The 18820-nt window shown below is 75.4% G+C and carries 17 protein-coding genes; all 17 read right to left on the bottom strand.

Annotation, left to right across the window (positions count from 1 at the left end; genetic code table 11):
- Positions 1-119 precede the first annotated feature (119 nt).
- Entirely contained in the window at positions 120-962 is an 843-nt protein-coding gene (locus ACIOGZ_RS25950) for a hypothetical protein (RefSeq protein ID WP_363629721.1), read from the bottom strand.
- Positions 959-2839: a GMC family oxidoreductase gene (locus tag ACIOGZ_RS25945; protein ID WP_400987512.1), complete on the bottom strand. Its 1881-nt coding sequence runs from the start codon at positions 2837-2839 to the stop codon at positions 959-961. Before ACIOGZ_RS25945 ends, ACIOGZ_RS25950 begins: the two co-directional genes overlap by 4 nt.
- On the bottom strand, positions 2836-3201 hold the full coding sequence (locus ACIOGZ_RS25940; protein ID WP_363629719.1) for a hypothetical protein: 366 nt from the start codon (positions 3199-3201) through the stop codon (positions 2836-2838). The genes ACIOGZ_RS25945 and ACIOGZ_RS25940 overlap by 4 nt, the downstream gene beginning before the upstream one ends.
- 289 nt (positions 3202-3490) lie before the next feature.
- On the bottom strand, positions 3491-4537 hold the full coding sequence (locus tag ACIOGZ_RS25935; protein ID WP_400987510.1) for a TIGR03617 family F420-dependent LLM class oxidoreductase: 1047 nt from the start codon (positions 4535-4537) through the stop codon (positions 3491-3493).
- Positions 4538-4620: 83 nt separating this feature from the next.
- The gene (locus tag ACIOGZ_RS25930; protein ID WP_400987508.1) at positions 4621-5796 is read right to left on the bottom strand and encodes an NADase-type glycan-binding domain-containing protein; all 1176 of its coding nucleotides are present in this window, start codon (positions 5794-5796) and stop codon (positions 4621-4623) included.
- Positions 5797-5799: 3 nt separating this feature from the next.
- Positions 5800-6408 (bottom strand): phage tail protein, encoded by a 609-nt coding sequence (locus tag ACIOGZ_RS25925; protein ID WP_363585551.1) that lies wholly within the window; start codon positions 6406-6408, stop codon positions 5800-5802.
- The gene (locus tag ACIOGZ_RS25920) at positions 6405-8366 is read right to left on the bottom strand and encodes a putative baseplate assembly protein (protein WP_400987505.1); all 1962 of its coding nucleotides are present in this window, start codon (positions 8364-8366) and stop codon (positions 6405-6407) included. Before ACIOGZ_RS25920 ends, ACIOGZ_RS25925 begins: the two co-directional genes overlap by 4 nt.
- Positions 8366-8821 carry a GPW/gp25 family protein gene (locus ACIOGZ_RS25915; protein WP_350881814.1) on the bottom strand — a complete coding sequence of 152 codons (456 nt, stop codon included), beginning with the start codon at positions 8819-8821 and terminating at the stop codon, positions 8366-8368. The genes ACIOGZ_RS25920 and ACIOGZ_RS25915 overlap by 1 nt, the downstream gene beginning before the upstream one ends.
- Positions 8818-9129: a PAAR domain-containing protein gene (locus tag ACIOGZ_RS25910; RefSeq protein WP_363585553.1), complete on the bottom strand. Its 312-nt coding sequence runs from the start codon at positions 9127-9129 to the stop codon at positions 8818-8820. The genes ACIOGZ_RS25915 and ACIOGZ_RS25910 overlap by 4 nt, the downstream gene beginning before the upstream one ends.
- Before the next feature lie 60 nt (positions 9130-9189).
- Positions 9190-10971 carry a VgrG-related protein gene (locus tag ACIOGZ_RS25905; RefSeq protein WP_400810212.1) on the bottom strand — a complete coding sequence of 594 codons (1782 nt, stop codon included), beginning with the start codon at positions 10969-10971 and terminating at the stop codon, positions 9190-9192.
- Entirely contained in the window at positions 10968-11687 is a 720-nt protein-coding gene (locus ACIOGZ_RS25900; RefSeq protein ID WP_363585555.1) for a peptidase M23, read from the bottom strand. The genes ACIOGZ_RS25905 and ACIOGZ_RS25900 overlap by 4 nt, the downstream gene beginning before the upstream one ends.
- 58 nt (positions 11688-11745) lie before the next feature.
- Positions 11746-12174 carry a phage tail protein gene (locus ACIOGZ_RS25895; RefSeq protein WP_363373130.1) on the bottom strand — a complete coding sequence of 143 codons (429 nt, stop codon included), beginning with the start codon at positions 12172-12174 and terminating at the stop codon, positions 11746-11748.
- Between the two features lie 67 nt (positions 12175-12241).
- Entirely contained in the window at positions 12242-12517 is a 276-nt protein-coding gene (locus ACIOGZ_RS25890; protein WP_363585556.1) for a hypothetical protein, read from the bottom strand.
- A 3484-nt stretch (positions 12518-16001) separates the two neighbouring features.
- Complete coding sequence (locus ACIOGZ_RS25885; protein WP_347878560.1) at positions 16002-16160, bottom strand: DUF6760 family protein; 159 nt, start codon at positions 16158-16160, stop codon at positions 16002-16004.
- A complete protein-coding gene (locus ACIOGZ_RS25880) occupies positions 16157-16645 on the bottom strand; it encodes a hypothetical protein (RefSeq protein WP_363585558.1) in 489 nt (162 codons plus the stop codon). Before ACIOGZ_RS25880 ends, ACIOGZ_RS25885 begins: the two co-directional genes overlap by 4 nt.
- Complete coding sequence (locus tag ACIOGZ_RS25875) at positions 16642-17082, bottom strand: phage tail protein (protein ID WP_063346012.1); 441 nt, start codon at positions 17080-17082, stop codon at positions 16642-16644. Before ACIOGZ_RS25875 ends, ACIOGZ_RS25880 begins: the two co-directional genes overlap by 4 nt.
- 38 nt (positions 17083-17120) lie before the next feature.
- Positions 17121-18668 carry a phage tail sheath family protein gene (locus ACIOGZ_RS25870; RefSeq protein WP_363585559.1) on the bottom strand — a complete coding sequence of 516 codons (1548 nt, stop codon included), beginning with the start codon at positions 18666-18668 and terminating at the stop codon, positions 17121-17123.
- Positions 18669-18820: the final 152 nt, after the last annotated feature.

Genomic DNA, 18820 nt, shown 5'->3' with positions numbered 1-18820 from the left:
CACCCCCAGCTGCGGAGGAGCGGTCAGGGGTGCACGCGAGAACGGCGCCAACGGTCCGCTGCCCGCCCACTCAGGTGGTGTCGACCCTGACCGTAACCCGCCCTCGGCGGGCGGGCACATCACCGGACGTAGTAGGCGCGGTTGTGGGCGGCGACCGGCGGGGATTGGTAGGTCCAGACCCCGGCGGCCGGGGCGTCGGCGATCAGGTGGGCGAGGTCGCGGGCGGACTCCTCCGCGGGGTTGCCGAGGTCGAGCCGGACGCGGTCGGCGGTGCGGTCGTCCAGGGCGTAGTAGCGGTAGGGGTGGTAGACGTTGAGCGGGCCGGCGAGCAGCTTGCCCTCGTCGTCGGTGCCGTAGCCGGTGATCGGGGTGTTGTTGACGGATTCGGCGGTGAGGCCGATCAGGTTCACGTCGAGGGCGAGGAGTTGCTCGTCGTGGCGGCGCAGCCCGTCCGCCCCGAGGGTGGCCCGGCGACAGGAGACGGACCAGCGCTCACGCACGGCGGGGGCGTTGAGCGAGGGCAGCGCGGTCTCGAACCAGCCGGGGTGCTTGGGCTCGGCGTACAGGCGGCGCCCGGCGTCGATGGCGAGCGGGTTGTCGCACAGGACGTGCAGGCGGGCGATGCCGAGCAGCTTGGTCTGGTCGTAACCCCGGGCGTACTGGCCGTAGTTGAGGACCGGCAGGCGGTCCCCGGCGAACATCGGGTGGGCGACCAGGTTGATCTCCAGCTCCTCGGTGATGCCACCGCCGTTCGGGTACTGGGCGAAGTACAGCTGGTAGTTGAGGGACACGCAGGCCCCGCCGTCGAACACGGCGGCGGTCAGGCCGGGGTGGCGCTTGCCGAGCAGCTCGCGCGCCCGCTCGGGCTGGACCAGGTAGTCGACGCCGATGTTGTGCAGCGCGCCGTAGTGGAAGGGCAGGTGGTACGGCTCCGGTACGGGCGGGAGCGGCAGGCCGGTCATGGTGTCTCCGGAAAGGCGGGCGAACGGGTGGCGGGCGAACGGGTAGCAAGCGAAGGAGCGACGCACGAAGGGGTGCCGGGCGAAGGGAGCACGGGCGAGCGAGGCGGGCCGGGGGTCGGCAGCCTGGTGCCGACGGACACCGGGCGGTGAAGGTCCAGCAGGTCCTGGTGGATCCGGTCGGCGCTGCGCAGGGCCAGGGCGGCCATGGTGAGCGAGGGGTTGGAGGTGCCGAGCGAGGGCATCGAGCCGCACCCGACGGCGTACAGGTTGGGGTGGTCCCAGCAGCGCTGCCAGTGGTCGACGACGGAGGTGGCGGGCGAGTCGCCCATGACGTGGGTGCCGCCGGCGTGGCCCGCGCCCCGGTAGCCGTAGGCGGTTCCCAGGTGTTCGAGGCGGCCCGGCCACTGCGGACCGGCCGGGTAGGCGGTGTGGTCCTCGGCGCCGAGCAGGGCGAACAGCTGGTCGGAGACGGCCCGGGCCGAGACCATGCCCGCGCGGACGTACTCGTCGAGGTCGTAGCGGACGGCCGGGCCGGGGAGGCCGAGCGGATCGCGCCGGTCCGGGTCGAGGGTGACCCGGTTGGCCGGGTCGGCGGGCTGCTCCAGTTCGAACTGGAGCGAGAACTGACGGCCGAGCCGGTCGCCGAGGCGTGCCCGCAGCTCCTTGCCGCGCAGCCCGGCGGCCAGCAGTGCGGCCGTCTCCGCCTCGGGGGAGCCACCGGCCCAGGACCAGCCCCAGTTTCCGATCTCGATCCGGAACGGGGCCCGGCGGGCACGGGCCGGGCCGAAGCGGAAGGCCTCCAGGCCGCTGGTGGAGCCGGGCCCCCGGTAGGGGCCGACCTGGCCGGGCATGAGCCCCCAGGTGAGCAGCGCCGGGTGGTCCATCAGGTTGCGGCCCACCTGGTCGCTGCGGTTGGCCAGGCCGGACAGGAGCAGCAGCCTGGCGTTCTCGACGGCGTGCGCGGCGAGGACGACCAGGTCCGCGTCCACCCGGTGGGCCGCGCCGCCGGCCAGGTACTCCACCCCGGTGGCGCGCCCGGTCACCGGGTCGGCGAGCACCCTGGCCACCACGGCCCCGGTGCGCAGTTCGACGCAGGGCGCCCAGCGGGCCTGGGTGCGCAGCGGCGTGTACTTGGCACCGGTCGGGCAGACCGGGACGCAGCTGGCGCTGCCCGCGCAGGGCTGGCCGAAGCTGTCGCCGGGCCGGGTGGGCAGGCCGTTGCGGGCGTGCGGGGTGCCGGTGACGGCGAGCCGGGCGGGGCCGGGCATGGCGGGGTCGCGGACGGTCCGGCCGTCGAGGGCGTGGGCGAGCCGGCGGTCGAGGTGGCTGGCCGGGATGGCCCGCATGGGGAAGGCGTAGTCGTCCGGGATCGGCAGTCCGACGGCGCGGCGCTGCTCCCCGGCGTCGGCGGCGACGCCGAGTTCGTGTTCGGCTGCGCGGTAGTACGGCTCCAGGTCGTGGTAGCCGATCGGCCAGTTGCGGCCGCGGCCGAGGTCGCCGGTGCGGAAGTCCTCCGGGTGCATGCGCGGGGTGAGGCCGGTCCAGAGCAGTCCGGTGCCGCCGTTGGCACGCAGGTAACCGCTGGCGTAGGGCAGCGGGCCGTCCTGCCGGAGGTGTCCGGTGGCGGTGAAGCCACCGCCGGGGAGCCCGGTGAGGTCGGTGACGTCGAGGGACGGGGCGTCGGGGTCGTGCGGGTAGGGCGAGGTGGGCGGGCCGCCGCCGGCCGCGCGGAAGGCGGCGGCGGTCTCGGGCCCGGAGGGCGCGGCCCGGCCGGCTTCGAGGACGAGGACCCGCCGGCCCTGCGCGCCGAGGCGGTGGGCGACCAGCGTTCCGGCGAAGCCTGCGCCGACCACGACGACGTCCCAGCGGGCGGTCACCGTTCCTCAACCCCTCGGGGGGCCTCGGCCCAGCTGCCGTGGCCGGGGGCGGCGGCGCCGGGCGGGTCGGCGCGGAAGGTCCGCCAGGCCAGGCCCTGGTCGTAGGCGCGGGCGGAGCTGGGGGTCTCGCCCGGCCAGGCGCCGACGTACCAGAGGTGGACCAGGGCGTGGTCGTCGCGGACCCGGTGGGCCAGGGTGGTGCGGTGGTGTTCGTGCGCCATGCCGGTGGCGCGCAGCTCGGGCTCGTCGAAGCCGGTCAGTTCGGCGCACACGCGCAGGAACTCGTCGAAGTCGGCGAGGTCGTCGGGCGCCCCGAACTCGGCGAGGCAGTCAATGGCAGGATGGTCGTCTGGCACGGACAAGCGGGCACCCCCACGGTCGTCGACGGTGGCCAAGACATGACAGACCGTGGGGTGGGTGAAGTCGGCGGCCCGTCACGGTCTGCCAGCGCGATCCTGCCGCCCGCCGTCGTCACCGGGAACCCGTTGCCCGAATGTGCCCGGTCTTGGCCGTCTCCTGCCCGATCAGCCGCCCACCGCGTTCGGTCGGCGGCTGTTTCCGGTCGGGCTACGGGGGCTGGCGCGGGTACGGCGAGGGGTCCGGCGGGACCGGGCGGAGGTCCGGCGAGGGTCGATGAGGGTCCGACGGAGCTCAGCCGAGGGCGCGGACGGCCGCCAGGACGTCGAGGCCCAGCTCCGGGTCCGCCTCCTCCGGCAGGCTGACGGACAGCCGGTCGACCAGGCCCACGTACCGCCGGGTCAGCTCGCGGGCGACGTCGTCGACCGGACCGGACACCGCGAACGTGTCGAACACCTCGTCGTCGATCAGCGCGGCCATCTCCGCCCAGCGGCCGCGCACCGAGTGGGTGTGCAGTTCCTCCTGGAGCCCCTCCCACCCGTGCTGGGCCAGCACCGGGCGGTAGGCCGGGGTGGAGGCGTAGAACGCCAGCCGCTCCCGTACCCCCGCCCGGTTGGCCGCCAGTTCCTCCTCCGTCCGGCCGGTGGCGGTCAGCACGCTGCCGGCGACCTCGAACGGACGCGCCGTCCACGGGGCGCCCTCGGCCTCGGCCTGCGCCCGGGCCCCGGTCAGACCGGGCAGCACCTGCTCGGCCAGGTAGGCGGGCGACGAGAACGGGTGGCTGAGGAACCCGTCGGCCACCGCCCCGGCCGTACGGGTCATCAGCGGCCCCACGCCGGCCAGCAGGATCCTCGGCACCCCGGCGGGGACGGGGTCGGGCGAGAAGACCGGCGTCATCATCGTGTGGGTGTAGAACTCGCCCCGGAAGCGCAGCCGTTCGCCGGTCTGCCAGCTGTGCCAGATCGCCCGCACCGCGTGCACGTACTCGCGCATCCGCGCGGCCGGCCGGTCCCAGGGCATCCCGAAGCGCTTCTCGATGTGCGGCTTGACCTGCGAGCCCAGCCCGATGACGGCCCGTCCGCCGGAGGCCGCGTGCAGCCCCCAGGCCTGGTAGGCCAGCGTCATCGGGGTGCGGGCGAAGGCCACCGCGATGCCGGTGGCCAGCTCGATCCGCTCGGTCCGGTCGGCGGCGCGGGCCAGCTGGAGGAACGGGTCGTACGCGGTCTCGGCGACCACCAGGCGGTCCACGCCCCGGCTTTCGGCCCGCTCGGCGGCGTCGAGGATCCCCGCCGGGTGCCCGGAGGCGGTGGCGTCGAGACGGAAGGCGGGGGGTCGGTGCATGGCGGTGCTCCTGGGCGCGGGCTGCGACGGTACCCGGGTAGCCTCCCACGCCGGCGCCCGGGCCCACCCCCGCAGCCTGCCCCTCAGCGCTTGAAGAACTCCACCTCGGCCAGCGCGATGGGGATTCCGGGCCCCGTCCCGGCGGCGGCGCGGACGACCAGCGTCACCTTCACGACGTCGCTGACGCCGGTCAGCACCGTCTGCGGGCCCGGCTTGTCGTTCAGCGTCACCTTCTGCTCGTGCACCTTGCCGTCCGAGGTCGTCATCCGGAGGTCCAGGGCGGTGGGCCGTGCCTGCTGCTGGAACTGCTGCGGCTCGGTGGAGGAGCCGGTGTGGATGATCACGTCCACCAGCCGGAACGGTCGGGCGAAGGGGAAGCTGATCGAGTCCCCGACGTTCGGCGCCCCCCAGTAGGTGTTGCTCAGCCCGTCGACGGTCAGTTTCGCGGGATGGCCCTCGACCTCCGCGCTCGCCGCCGCCCCGGTGGGGGAGATCGCCGAGGCGTCGCGGAGCTTGTCCAGCACGTCCTCGTAGATGTTCCGCCCCGCCGGGTAGAACAGCACGCCCGCGACCACCAGCGCCGCCAGCACGAGCAGCGCGATCATCCGGCGCAGGGTGCTGCCGGAGCCGCCGATGCGCACGCGGCGCCGGAACGGCCAGCGGGTGCGCCACCACGGCAGGGCCGCCACGAGTTCGGTGGGGGTCAGCGGCTCCGCGCACCGCCGGCAGAACTTCCGGTCGGGCCGGTTGGGCGTGCCGCACCGGGGGCAGGGTGGGCCGACCTGGGCCTCGTCGGCCGCGGCCGGGCGGACGGTCGGGCGGGGCGCGACGGGCTTGGCCGGCTGCACCGCCACCGGGTCCGCCGCCGGCTGCCGGGCGGCCGTGGGCTGCGGCGGCACCGCGCCGGGGCGGACCGGCGGCACCTCGGCGGCGGGTGCGGGTACGGGCGTGGGTGCGGGCGCGGGCGCAGCAGCGGGCGCGGCGGAGGAGGGCCTCGCCGGCTCGGCGGGCCGCGCGGCAGGCGGTTCGGCGGGCACCGCGGACGGCCGCACGGGCGGTTCCTCGCGGGCCGCACCGGCGGGCGGAGCAGCGGGCGGGTTGGCGCCAGCGGGCGGGGCGGCGGCAGAGCCGGGAGCCCCGGAGGCGGGAGCCGCCGAGGTGGCGGCAGCCGTCCCCGACCAGCCGAGGTAGGCACCGCAGTTGCCGCAGAAGTCGTCCCCGTCCTCGTTGGCCACTCCGCACTCGGGACACGTACGCATTGCTCAGCTCTCTTCCGCACCGAGTGGACCGAGTGGACCGGATGGACCAGGCGGACCGGATGGACCAGGCGGGCCGGGCAGGACCTCCACCCGGCAGGTGAGGTGGACCGGGCAGGACGCCCGGACGACCGCCAGCACCTGCTCCTCGTCCACCGCCGGGGTGCGCTCGGGCCAGACCCGCACCAGCAGTTCCCCGGAGGGCGCGGGCGGCAACTCCGCGCCCGCGGTGGTGGACCAGGCCACGCCGCCGCCGTCCACGATCTGCGCGCCGACGCCGAGGATCAGCCGCAGCCGTTCCCGGAGCCCGCGCCGGGTGCCCCGCCACCGGTGCAGTTCGACCGCGCGGCCGACCACGGCCCGGCGGACCTCCTCCGGCCAGGCCGGGTCGGTCTCGACGGCGACCCAGTCCGCCAGCCACTCGACGAAGTCGGCCGGAGCCAGGCGCGGTTGGAAGTAGGCGGGCAGGTTGTCCAGGGTGGCGAAGACCGGGGCGAGGACGGTGTCCAGGCCCGCGGTGAACCGCTGGGCGAAGTCGTCCTCGGCGTAGAGCGCGGGCAGGAGTTCGCCGATCGGATGCGGGCTGGGCAGCCCGGGGACGGCCGCTCTGCTCATCGCGGACCGTCCGCCGGGAGAGCGGCGACCACGACCTGGTGCTGGTGCGAGAAGACCAGCGCGTCCGGGGCGACGTCGACCCGTTCGGCGGGCGCGCCCCGGCGCCCGGTGATCGGATCCGCCGGGAAGAGCCGCAGTTCCTCGACCGCCGTGACCCCGGCCACCTGCTGGAGCACCGCGAACACCTCCCCGTACTGCACGGCCCGGCCGAACGGCCAGCCCCTTCCGTCGGCGCCGCCGCGCAGCGGGTTGAGGTGCCGGAACAGGGCCGCGAGCGCCGCCTCCCGGACCCGGTCGCCGTCCGGGGAGCGGGTCGCGAGCCGGGCGACCACCGTCACCCCCTGGTAGTCGGGCGGTTGGACGACGAGCCGGGTGCCGACGAGCCGCCGCTCGTCCAGGGCCGTCGCGATGGCCGACAGCACCTGCTCGCCGGGGATCAGCTGCTCGAACCGCAGGCGGTCGCCCTCGTCCGCGACCGCGTCGGGGACCACCAGCACCCGCACCGCGCCCGCCTCCCCGGCGACGGCCGGCGCGCAGCACACCCGGGCCGCCGAGGGGGCGGCCTGCCGGGCGATCAGCTCGAAGTCCCCGGCCGTGACGGCCCGTTCCTGGAGCCGCAGCAGGTGGGGGGCGCGCACCTTGGCGTTCTCCACCGTCTCGCCGTCGACCCCGCCCCTGGCCGCTTCCCGGTTGTCGACCCTGGCCACGTACGGGACGGAGCTGCGCAGCACCGTGATCGTCGCCCGGGCGACGTTCCCGGCGGTGCCGCCGCCCGTGCGGTAGCGCGGTACCCGCAGGTGCGCGCCCTTGGGCGGCACCGCGCCGAAGGCGTGCAGGCCGCCGTCGGGTTCCCGGACGGCGGGCGGGAACGCGAACTCGCCCGTGGTCGCGTCGATCACCACGTGCCGGTCGGTCGGCGCCGAGTCACCGAAGTGCTCGACGGCCGTCCACCGCTCCCAGCCGTCGCCGGCCGCGACCTCGACCACCGGGGGCCCGCCGTCGAGCAGGACGGGCGGCCTGGCGAGCCGGAAGCGCTGGCCCGCGACGCCCTCCGAGGTGCCGAGCGGCGCGTCGGTCACGGTCTGGGCGTGCACGACGGTCGCGGTGCCGCCGACGGTGAACACCTCCGCCCGGCGGATCGTCGGGGACTCCGCGTAGAACGGCTGGCCCGGCTCCGGCGCGGACACCCGGCAGCGCAGCCAGCCCGCCCGGCGCCCCGCGACCACCGAGGCGACCTGCCCGGCGGGCACGAACACCACCACCTCGCCGGGCCGGTTGAGGCCGCCGGTGGTGTCGGAGCCGGTCTCGCAGGCGATCCACCGCGCGCCGTCCCACACCTCCCACGCCAGCGGGGGCTGGCGCGGGTCGACGCCGACGCCCTCGACCCGGCTGTCCAGCCGGACGACGAGGATGCAGCGCGGCACGACGGCCGGCAGCGCGAACAGCATGGCGTCCCCGACCTGGGGGCGCGGCTGGAAGCACGGCACGTCCACGCCGTCGGCCAGCCGCGCCGTGGCGTCGGTCTGCTCCCCCGCGGCGGAGACGGTGACCAGCCGGTCGAGGGAGCTGGGGACGACGGGCAGGTCCTCGGCGGTGGAGAACACCACCGCCTCCTCGGTCTCGGTCCGCAGCGTGGACACCTCGGTGCCCGCCCGCAGCAGCACCGTCTCGGGCTGCGGGGCCGACAGCCAGAAGTCGACCTCCGCGGTCGCCGCGGCCGGCGGGAAGAGCCGGACGCCCAGCAGGTCGAGGAAGGCGGAGTAGTTCTTCTCCGGCACCCGGTTCAGCCGGTAGAGCAGCTGGTCCACCATGTACGCGAAGGTCTCGATCAGGGTGACCCCGGGGTCGGACACGTTGTGGTCGGTCCACTCCGGGGCCCGCTGCTGGACGAACCGCTTGGCCTCGTCGACGAGTTGCTGGAACCGGCGGTCGTCCAGGTTCGGGGAGGGCAGCGCCATCAGCTCACTCCCCCGGTCACGGCGCCCAGGGCACCCGGGACGTCCTGGACATCCGGGGCGTCCGGCGAGCTCGGGATGGTGTAGAAGGGGAAGACCAGGTTGCGGCGGTCGTTGGTGGACCGCACGGTGTAGTGGACGTCGATGTAGAGCGTGCCGTCGTCGACGGTGTCGAAGGCGATCACGACGTCGTCCACCTCGATCCGCGGCTCCCAGCGTTCCAGCGCGGTGCGCACCTCGCGCGCGATCCGGCCCGCCGTACCGCCGTCGCTCGGCGCGAACACGTACTCGTGGATGCCGCAGCCGAACTCCGGGCGCATCGGCCGCTCCCCGGGGGCGGTGCCGAGGATCAGCCGGATGGCCTCCTCGATCTCCCGGTCCCGGTCCACCATGCCGATGCCGCCGGTGGCGTTCACCCGCAGCGGGAAGGCCCAGCCTCGCCCGATGAAGCCGCTCACGCGACGCCCCCGATCAGCACGTTGAACGCGCCGGTGACGATCTTCGCGCCGCAGGCCGTCTGGTCGCCCACCCGCGCCGCGGGCAGCCCCCCGATCAGGACCAGGCCCCCGGCCGCCGCCTTGGGGCTGGGCATGACGACGTTGCCGGGCCCGAGTTCCACGTGCGGCACGCACACGTGCAGGCTGCCGGTGACGGCGGCCGGGCGGCCGCCGATCAGTACGGTCGCCGCCGCGAGGGCGCCTGGCGGCGGGGTGGTGATGGCACCGCCGTCGCTGGTGGTGTCACCCATCCGGGCTGCGGGGGGCATCTGCGTTCTCCAATCGGGTGGTTCGAGGGGGCCGGAGGGCCGGGCCGTGCCGACGGTGGTTCAGTTGATGCGCACGAGGGCCGCCTTGAGCACCGCCAGCGCTCCGCCCTCCACGGTGACCTCGGTGCGGCCGGTGACGTTCACCGATCCCCCGCGCAGGTTCACCGCCCCGGCGCCGGCGTCGATGGTGATGCCGGTGGAGGACAGCCGCACCGAACTCGCCGCCGCCGCACCGGCCGCGCCGAAGACGGTCAGGACGATCTCGCCGCGCTGCTCGTCCAGCCGCACCTCCAGCTTCCGGTCCCCGCTGGCCAGCCGGACGCCGGACTGGCCGCCCGGCACGTCCAGCAGCTCCAGGCGGTGGCCCGAACGGGAGACCAGCGAGCGGCGGTTGACCTTCCCGCCGGCCGGGTCGACCAGCGGCACCTCGTGCGGCGAGGGCTTGTCGACGCCGTTGTAGAGGCCGCCCAGCACGTACGGGCTGTCCAGGCTGCCCTGCTCGAAGCCGACCAGCACCTCGTCGTTCACCTCGGGGCTGAACACGCCGCCGCCGCCCTGCCCGCCCCACTGGACGGTGCGCACCCAGTCGGAGACGTAGGTGTCGTCCAGCCACGGGAACTTCAGCCGCACCCAGCCGCGTTGCGCGCCCCCCGGCTCCCGGACGTCGGTGACCACGGCGATGGCCAGACCGGGCATCCGCGGCCCGCGCGGCACCGCGCCGCCCCCGGCGACGAGCCCCGCGAGGGAGCGGTCCGGCGCCGCGCTGACCACGACGGTCGTCCGGTAGCCGCGGTAGGGCTCCAGCAGGTGGCGCACCGCGGTGGCCGTGTAGCGGCCCGAGAAGGCGGCGCCGACGTTGCCCAGGGCGACCGGAACACCCGCCCGCAGTTTCGGGTTGCCCTCGACGACCGCCTCCAGCTCGCCGAACCCGGCGGCCACCGAGGCGGCGACCGACCCGGCCGCGGCCGCCGTCTCCGCCTGCGTGCGGTACGGGGTGTCGGTGACGGTCATCCGCGCCTTCCCGGCGAAGGCGGCGGCCGCCGTCGACGGGCTCATCCCGGGCCGCACCGTCTCGCTGGCCACCGACGGCTCCGTGGCGACCAGGGCCTTCTTGGTGAGGACGTTCCAGCCGCGCACCTCGACGGTGTCCGCCCCGCCGCCGCCCGTCAGCACACCGCGCAGCTCCAGCAGGTTGCGGCCGTACTCCAGGACCATCGGGTTCTGCGGAGCGGGCGTCGAGGGGGCCGGGGCCGAGGAGGCCTGCTCGGGCTTGACGAACTCCAGCAGCCCCTCGTCGTCCGCCCGCACCTGCGCGCCGCTCTCCTGCGCCAGGTACTGGAGGAACTCCCAGTCCGAGACGTTGGCCTGCGACAGCTGCTCGTGGACGACGGGGAACGCGTCGACCCGGCCGCAGCCGAGCCCGGCGCCCGCGGCGACCTGACGGACGATGTCCGCCGTCGACATGTTGCGGAACGCCTTCACCCGGCGCCCGCGCATCAGCCGGTGGGTGATGGCGGACGCCCGCACCACGGTGAACGAGCCGGTGGTGTCCACGTCCAGCTCCAGCGCCGTCACCTCGCCGGTGAACAGCCGCACCTGCGCGTTGCCCTGCACCGTCATCACGGAGACCCGCAGCCGGGTGCCGATGGTGACCCCGGTCGCGGACAGGAAGGTGTGGTCCGCGTCGCGGAACATCAGCACGGCCGTGTCGGGCAGGCCCGTGCTCTCCTCGATGTCGCAGGAGACCAGCTGGGCCGCCCAGACCGGCGGCAACGGGCCGGGCGCCTCGACGATCGGATCCGCGGCGAAGGAGCGGCCGCCGCGTGCCTCGGGAGTGGTCATGACCGCCCTCCTCGGGTGGGCTCGTCGATCCCCGGCACGATCAGTTCCACCCCGGGGACGAGCACCATCGGGTCGTCGATGTCGTTGGCCTCGGCGATGGTGCGCCACGCCGTCGCGTCGCCGTACTCGCGCCAGGCGAGCAGCGGCAGGCTGTCGCCCGCGATCACCCGGTGGGTGCTGCGCGCCTCCATCGAGCCGGAGGTCGGGTTCTGGCCCGGCGTGTCGACACTGGCCTCGTCGATGGTGAACGAGCAGGTGGCCCGCAGCGGCTTGCCGTCGACGTCGAAGAGCGAGTAGGTGACCTGAAGGCCGGTCAGCACCCCGTTGAACGACGTCGTCGACGACGTGCCCCAGTCCAGCCGTATCCACGGGCTCGCCGGCTTCTTGCGCGCCAGGCTCGCCGGAGTCGGCACACAGGCCGTCATCAGCTGCTCCACCGCCTTTTCCACGGAGTCGTCATGGGTCGCCGTCGCATCGAGGAACACCTCCATGGACAGCGAGCGGGGCCCGCTGCCGACGAACTCGGGCAGCGCGGACTCGGCGGCCATCCGGGACGGGGTACGGCGCCACTCCGAGGACTTCCGCAGCACCAGACTCGACGGGTTGAACTGGAGCGGGAGCCGCGCGATCACCCCGCCGGGCTGGGCGCCGACCGTCGCCGGCGGCTCCATGATGGCCAGTTGGGCCCGGGTGACACTCGCGGGGACCTCTGACATCCCGCACCTCCTTCCGTTCGTCGTCCGATGGGTGGCCTGCGCCGGGTGCGACGCGCCGTCACGATGACGGGCGCAGCCCGGCGTGGGCGATCTCCAGGGACTCCGTCGCCGCCTGCGAGTTCGCCGGGTCGAACGACGGGCCCTGCCAGCGGACGGGCACGATGCCGAGCACCTGCCAGCTGACGATGGGACTCAAGTCGGGCCGCAGGGCCACGATTTCACCGTTCTTGGGCTGGACCCGCCGCACGGTCTCGTCCAGCCAGCGGGCGATCTTGACGGTGTCCGCGGTGACCGCGCGGGTGAGCGTGATGTTCGACCAGGTGATCCGGCCCGGCAACTGCCAGGAGAAGCCGTTGTTGCCGCCCTCGGCGTACTGGTGGATCTCGACCTCGGCACCCAGCCCCGAGCACGTCGTGAACTCGCCCAGGTCGTTGCCGCCGATCGTGAGCTTGAAGAACACGCTCGTCGCGAAGATGTTGTCGGTCATTCCTGCCTCCGTCGCCCTGCCCACCTGCCACCTGCCACTGCCCGTCTGCCCGCCGCGCCCCGAGCGCTCAGCGACGGCCGTCGTACGGCCGCCCGGCGCGCTCCCTCCCCCTGCGCAACTCCACGCGCAGCAGCCGTCCGACGGGCTCGATCAGGCGCCGGGCCAGTTCGTCGAGGTCGGCCCCCGACGGGGACCCGGTCGACGATCCGCCGCCCGGCTGCGGGGGCGGGGCCGCGGTCGGCGGCGGGGACGAGGCGGTCTGGACGGTCACCGGGGTGCGGGCCGGTACGGCGGTCAACGGCACCCCGGACAACCCCGCCTGCTCCGCCACCCGTTGCAGCACCCGGGCCGTCTCCGTCGAAGGCCGCGCCGGCCCGGACGGCCCTGAAGACGGGCCCGTGCCGGCTCGGGACGGCGCGGTCCACGACCACGACCCGGTGCGCAACGGCGACTCCCCGCCTGCCCCCGGTCCGCCGAAGCCGCCCCCCGCGACGCCCGGCGCCCAGGCGCCACCGCTCGGCAGCGGCGGCGTCGCGGACGCGGGCACGGCGGGGCCGGCGGGCCCGGCGACCGGCAGCCGCTGGACCATCGCCGGAGCCGCCGGGGACGCCGGGGCGCTCGGCGGGGTGAGTCGTACCAACGGCACGCTGGGAACACGGCCGCCGGAGGAGGCAGCGGGCGCGGACGCAGGACGCCCCCCGCGACCGGCGGGGACGGTGGGGACGGCGGCAGGCGCCGACGCGTCGTCGGAGAACGCCGGTCGCACGGCCGCCTCGACCGGGCCGGGGCCGGGGGCGAGGGCAGGGCCCGCGACAACAGGGCCGGCGGACACCGAGCGCTGCACGCTCGCAGCGCGCCCGACACGAGAGGCGCCCACGGCCGCCGGGCCGGCATCGGCCACGACGACCGGGGGTGCTGGACGCTCCCCGCGCCGCACCCGCCCGGCGGGAACCACGACAGGCACCACAGCACCTCGCGGCTCCGCCGACCGGACACCCGGCTCGACGGGCCTCGGGCCGCCGGAGACCGACCGCTGCACCGCCGGACCACGGCCGCCACGCTCCACAGCCGGCGGCGGCACGGGAGTCTCCCCGCGTCGCGCCCGCCCGGCCGGGGCGGTGTCCGGCGCTACGGGCTGCCCGTCCGACGCCTCCGGGCGAGGTCCCCCGACGGTCGTCGAACGCTGCACACCGGCCCGCCCCGCAGGAGGACCGCCGTGCTCCGACCGGCGCGTATCCGCCTCCATCGGGCCGGTACCGGGGCCGACGGCCACCGGACCGGTGCCATCAGTCGCCGGACCCCGCACACCCGCACGCCCCGAGGAGGCCCCACCGCGCTCCGACGGCCGCGGCCCCCGCGCCGCCGAGCCTGCCGACGCCGATGAACGCGCATCCGCCTTCACCGGGCCGCCGCCGCCGGCCGCCGAACGCTGCACGCTCGGACGCCTCACGGCAGCAGAACGCCCTACCGCGCCCGAGCCGGCAGGGTCGGCGGAGCCGCCGGACGCCGGTCCCCGCGCACCCGCACGCGCCACCACACCACCCCGCGCCGCCGGGCCGGTGCCTTCCGGGTCCGCCGGGGACGCCGGTGCCGCTGGGGACGCCGGGCGCGCAGCGTCGGGTCGGCTCGCCTGTGCCCGTCGGGGCAGGCGCAGGACGGCGGCGGCCCGGTGCCGCCAGCTCGCGGGTGCCACCGGTTCCGGGGCCTGCGGCACTTGGGTGCGCGCGGGCGGCTCCGGTGGCCAGGCGGCCCTGACGACGGGTGGGGCGGGCGTCGGCGCCGGCGCTCGGCCGGACACCGGTGCGGGCGCCGTCGCCGGTGCGGCGAGTGTGGACGCCATGCGGCGCTCGCCGAGCAAGCCCAGCGTGCGGTGGCCCGGGCCAGCCACCGGACGTGCGGCGGTGCCGCCGATCGGCGAGCGGGCCACGACCAGCGGGCCGGGCTCGCCCGGCGAAGCGATGGGCCGCACGTCCCGGGCGCCATCGGTACCCCCCGTACCACCGGTACCACCGCTGCGCCGGGCCCGGCGGCCCGCGTCCTGCGGTGCCGTCCCGGGGGGCGACTGCGGCCCGACGGCGGGGCCGGGCTCGGTGGAGCCGCCCTGCCCGCTCGTGTCAGCGCTTCGCGCGCCGGGCGCAGCCGCACGCTGGACTGCCGTGGCGCCCGGCTCGGCGGGGGCCGTGCCCGTGGCGCGAGGAGCGCTTTCCGGGCTCGGGGCCGCCGCGCTTCGGCCGGTCGGCTGTGGTCGTGCGGAAGTGACGGGGGTGGCGGGAGTCCGTGGGGTGTCGGGAGTCGCGGGGGCTCCGTGGCCCGGGGCCGTGGTCCGCCGGACGGGGCCGCGCCGGCCGTCGGCCGTACCGGCGGCCCGTGCTCCGGGTGCCGCGCCCGCCGTCGGCGGCAGCGCGGTCAGCGGCGCACCCAGGCCGCCGTGCGTGCGGGCGTTGGACGATTCGGGGCGCGCCTGCTCGGTGCGCGGCTGTGTGGCACGCCGCACGGCGGTCGGACCGCCGCCGGTCTGGACGGCGCGCTGCACAGGGGCGTCCCCGCGCCGTCCGGGCTCGGGACGGGCAGGGCGAGCCGAGCGCGCCGGGCTGCCCGGTGCCGACGGCTCCACACCGTCCGGCCCGCTCCCCGCCGGAGCTTCCTGCTGCGCGGGCGGGGAGACGATCGGCATCGGTCCGTGCCCGGCCTCGGGGCCTTGACCAGGGACGATGCCTGACGCGCCGTCGGCGTTGAGCCGTGGCGAGGCGCTGGCGGGCAGCGAGGTCAGCGGGGCACCGAGCACGGGTCGGCCCGGTGCGGCGCCTCCCCTCGCGCTGCCTCCCCTCGCGGCGCGCTGCACGGCGTTGCCGGTGCGCGGGGTCGGGGCATCGGTCGGCCGCACCGGAGCCGGCTCGGAGGTCTCGGACGGCCGCGCAGTGGCACCCGGCTCCACGACGGGCGGAGCGACGGCGGCGGAATGCTCCACCGTCGGCGCGCTCGCGGGCCGTTCCACCGGGGCCGCGCCCTCGGACCGCTCCACCGGCTTCACACCGTCGGACCGCTCCACCGACGCGACGGCAGCGGCACGCTCCACCGTCGTCGCGCTCGCGGCACGTTGCACCGGCCGGGGCGGGATCACGGCCACCGCGCGCGTCGGCAGCGACCGGGGGCGGGGTGCGGTGGTCAGCGGCTTCCCGACGCGACGCGACGGGACCGGCCTGGCAGTCCTGGCCTGCCCGGCAGACGGCACCTCGGAACCGTGAGCGGGCGCGGCGGCAGCCTGCGCGTCGCCGCCCTCGGCAGCCACCGCCCGTACGGGCAGCCGTCGCACCACGGCGCCGGACCTCTGCACCTGCCGCACCTGACCGAGCCCGCCCGTCGCGCCCGGCCCGCGCCCCACCGAATCCGAAGCCGAGGCCGGTACCGGATCCGCAGCCTCCGACGGCGCCACCGCCGGTGCGGCGTACGGCAGCACGGGCCCGTCCGCCCCGGCGGAGACCGCCGGGCCGAGGGGCCGTGCCACCGCCCGCAGGATGCCCGCCGGGGCGGACGGCAGGACCGCGTGCCCGAGTGCGCCGGTCAGCGAGGGGTTCTGCCAGGAGGCGAGCCGGGACCGGAACCGCAGGCCGTCGCTGACCCCGCCCGCCGCTCCCGCGAGGGTCGGGGTCAGAGGCGCGACCGCGCGCCAACCACCGTCCGGGGCGGGCGCGTCGGCCCGGGGCGCGGGAGCCGCGTCACCCGTGCCGCCGGCAGCACCCGAGGTACCCGGGGCACCCGAAGCGCCCGCCTCGCCCGGACCGCCGGCCTTCCGGCGCCCGAGCCGGTCCCGAATCCCCATCCCGCGCTCACCCGCCTTCGTTGACGCGGGTGTTGATCCGCGCGATCTCCCGCACCCACGCGCGGCGTTCCTGGTGGGACAGGTCGAGGATGTCCTCCCGCTGCCAGTGGAAGTGGTAGGCGATGTACGCGACCTCCTCGTACAGCCGGGTGGTCGCGTACGTCACCATTCCCCCAGGCGCCCACCAGCGAGGTCGACTTCGAAGGAGCCGTCGCAGTGCGGGCAGGTCACCGCGGCGCGGGTGTGGCCCTCGCTGTTGATCCGCTGGTAGAAGTCCTGGAGGAACGCGACGTCGGTGGCGTACATCTGCTCGACGACGCCGGCGTGCACGTCGGTGACGGTGCCGAGCCGGGTGATCACGTGGCTGAGCAGCACCACGCTCAGGTACGCCGGGTTCTCCTTGACCCGCAGGTCGATCTGGGGCATGAGTTCGTCCCGCGCGGTGGCCAGGCGCATGGCGCCGTGCCGGTGCAGGACGCCCTCGTCGTCCAGGTACCCGCGCGGGAGCTCGAACTCGAACTCCGTGTGCAGTCCGTGCCCCTGGGGGCCCCGCCCCCGCTGCGGCGCGGCGGCCTGCGGGGCCGCGGCGGGAGCGGGGGCGGCTGCCGGAGCCTGCTCCAGGAGTTCGTCGAGGCTGATCCGTCGTCTCATTCGACGGTGATCTCCTCGAACACGATGGTCACCGTCTCGGTCGCGGCGCTGGACTCACCGGCGGTGAGGGTGGGGCCCTCCCACCGGCTGGCCCAGGCGTTCATCAGCTGGATCCGCCGGAGGGTGGCACCGGTGGTGTCCTTGACCTCGATGGTGAGGTTCTGCCGCGCGGTGTTGATCGCGCCGTTGTTGAGGGTCTCGTTGATCCACTTGGTGAACGCCCCGCTCTTGTCGAGCCCGCGGGTGATCGTCACCTCGCCCGGCAGCCGCGCGCCGGGCTGTTTGCGGACGATCAGCTTGCCCTGCTGGGTCACCTGCTTGTACTCGACGACGTCCTGGTCGACGGTCAGGTTGCTGATCTCCTTGACGGACTCGACGTTGTAGCCGCCGAGTTGGACGCCGAATATGTGTGTGGAGAGCGGATCGCCTTCAGCCATGACTTCCTGTCACCTTCCGGTCTGTGCTGGCCTGCTGGTCACTCGTTGACGAGGCTCGTGCTGTCGGAGAACTGGGACAGCCGGAACACCACGAACTCGGCGGGCTTCACCGGAGCGACCCCGATCTCGCACACCACCTGCCCGAGGTCGATGGACTCCTGCGGGTTGTTCTCACGGTCGCACTTGACGTAGAAGGCCTCCGCGGCCGTGGCGCCGAACAGTGCCCCGCGCCGCCACTCCTCGGTCAGGAACGCCGTGATGTTGCGGCGGATGCTGGACCACAGCCGGTCGTCGTTGGGCTCGAACACCACCCACTGGGTCCCCAGGAGGATGGACTCCTCCAGGTAGTTGAAGAGCCGCCGCACGTTGAGGTAGCGCCACGCCGGGTCCGAGGAGAGGGTCCGGGCGCCCCAGATTCGGATGCCGCGCCCGGGGAAGGCCCGCACGCAGTTGACGCCGATCGGGTTCAGCAGGTCCTGCTCGCCCTTGCTGAGGCGGATCTCCAGGTCCACCGCGCCGCGGATGACCTCGTTGGCCGGCGCCTTGTGCACGCCGCGCTCGGCGTCGCTGCGCGCCCACACCCCGGCGGCGTGCCCGCTCGGCGGGACCATCGTGTTGCGGCCGGTCGCCGGGTCGAACACCTTGATCCACGGGTAGTACAGGGCCGCGTAGCGGGAGTCGAAGCCCGCCTCGTTGTTGCGCCAGTTGCGCACCTGCTGGGCGCTCAGCCCGGGCGGGGCGTCCAGGACGGCGATCCGGTCGCCCATCTGCTCGCAGTGCGACATCACCGCGAGCTGGACGGTCCGCACGCCCTCGGCGTCGATGTCCCCGCGCTGGTAGGCGCTCATCAGGTCGGGCACCGCGACCATGGTGATCTCGTCGATCGCCTCCAGGCCGGAGAACCCGGTGCGGGCCGAGGCGTCGCCGACGTACTCGGCGGGGCTGATCCGGGTCGTGGCGGCGGGGGCGACCGGCCCGGGCGCGGGGGCTGCGGCGAGGGCGAGCGTCTGGCGCTCCGGGCGGCTCGGCGCGGTGCCCGGCTGCTCGCTGACCGCGACGAGCTTGGACTCGCGCAGCTGGGTGACGACGTAGCCCTTGGTGTTCTTGCGGGTCGAGACGTCGTACGTCTCGGCGACCTCGGCGCCCTTGCGGAGCACCAGCCGGAACCGGTCGTCGGGGACGTTGTCGCCCTCGACGTCGGCGATCTCGACGGTCAGGTCGGCGCCCCCAGCGGGCAGGGCCGTGAACAGGAAGCCGGCGTGGGCGGTGGGCGCGGGCGCCGATCGGGCGACCGGCGGCCAGCCGCCGTCCGTCTCGCCGCCGGGCTCGCCGATCCGCACGACGTAGACGGCGCCGCCGCCGTTGGCGAAGAAGCCGTAGACGGCGTGGGGCAGGTAGGTGCCTTCGGAGAAGCCGCCGAACTGCTGGACGTACTGGTCCCAGTTGGTCACCAGGGTGGGCTCGTGGAAGGGGCCGGTCTGGGCGAAGCCGACGAGGGCGGCGACGGCCGTGCCGACACCCTCGATCGGCCGGGCACCGGACTGGACCTCCTCCACGTACACGCCCGGGGTGAGGTACGACGGCATGCTCGCTCCTTCGGGGTGGCCGATCATTCGCCACCGAGTCTGCTGCCGGGCCGCCACCCGCGACATGTCCGCAGGTCCCGGACCAGGGGCAGAGCCGCTGCCCCGGCGGGCACCCCGGCAGGGCCTCACCGGTCGTCAGCCGGTTGTCAGCC

Source organism: Kitasatospora sp. NPDC088160, assembly GCF_044741445.1.
Lineage (GTDB): Bacteria > Actinomycetota > Actinomycetes > Streptomycetales > Streptomycetaceae > Kitasatospora.
The sequence above is the reverse complement of the archived record's forward strand: the minus strand, read 5'-3'. Positions and strand labels throughout refer to the sequence as shown.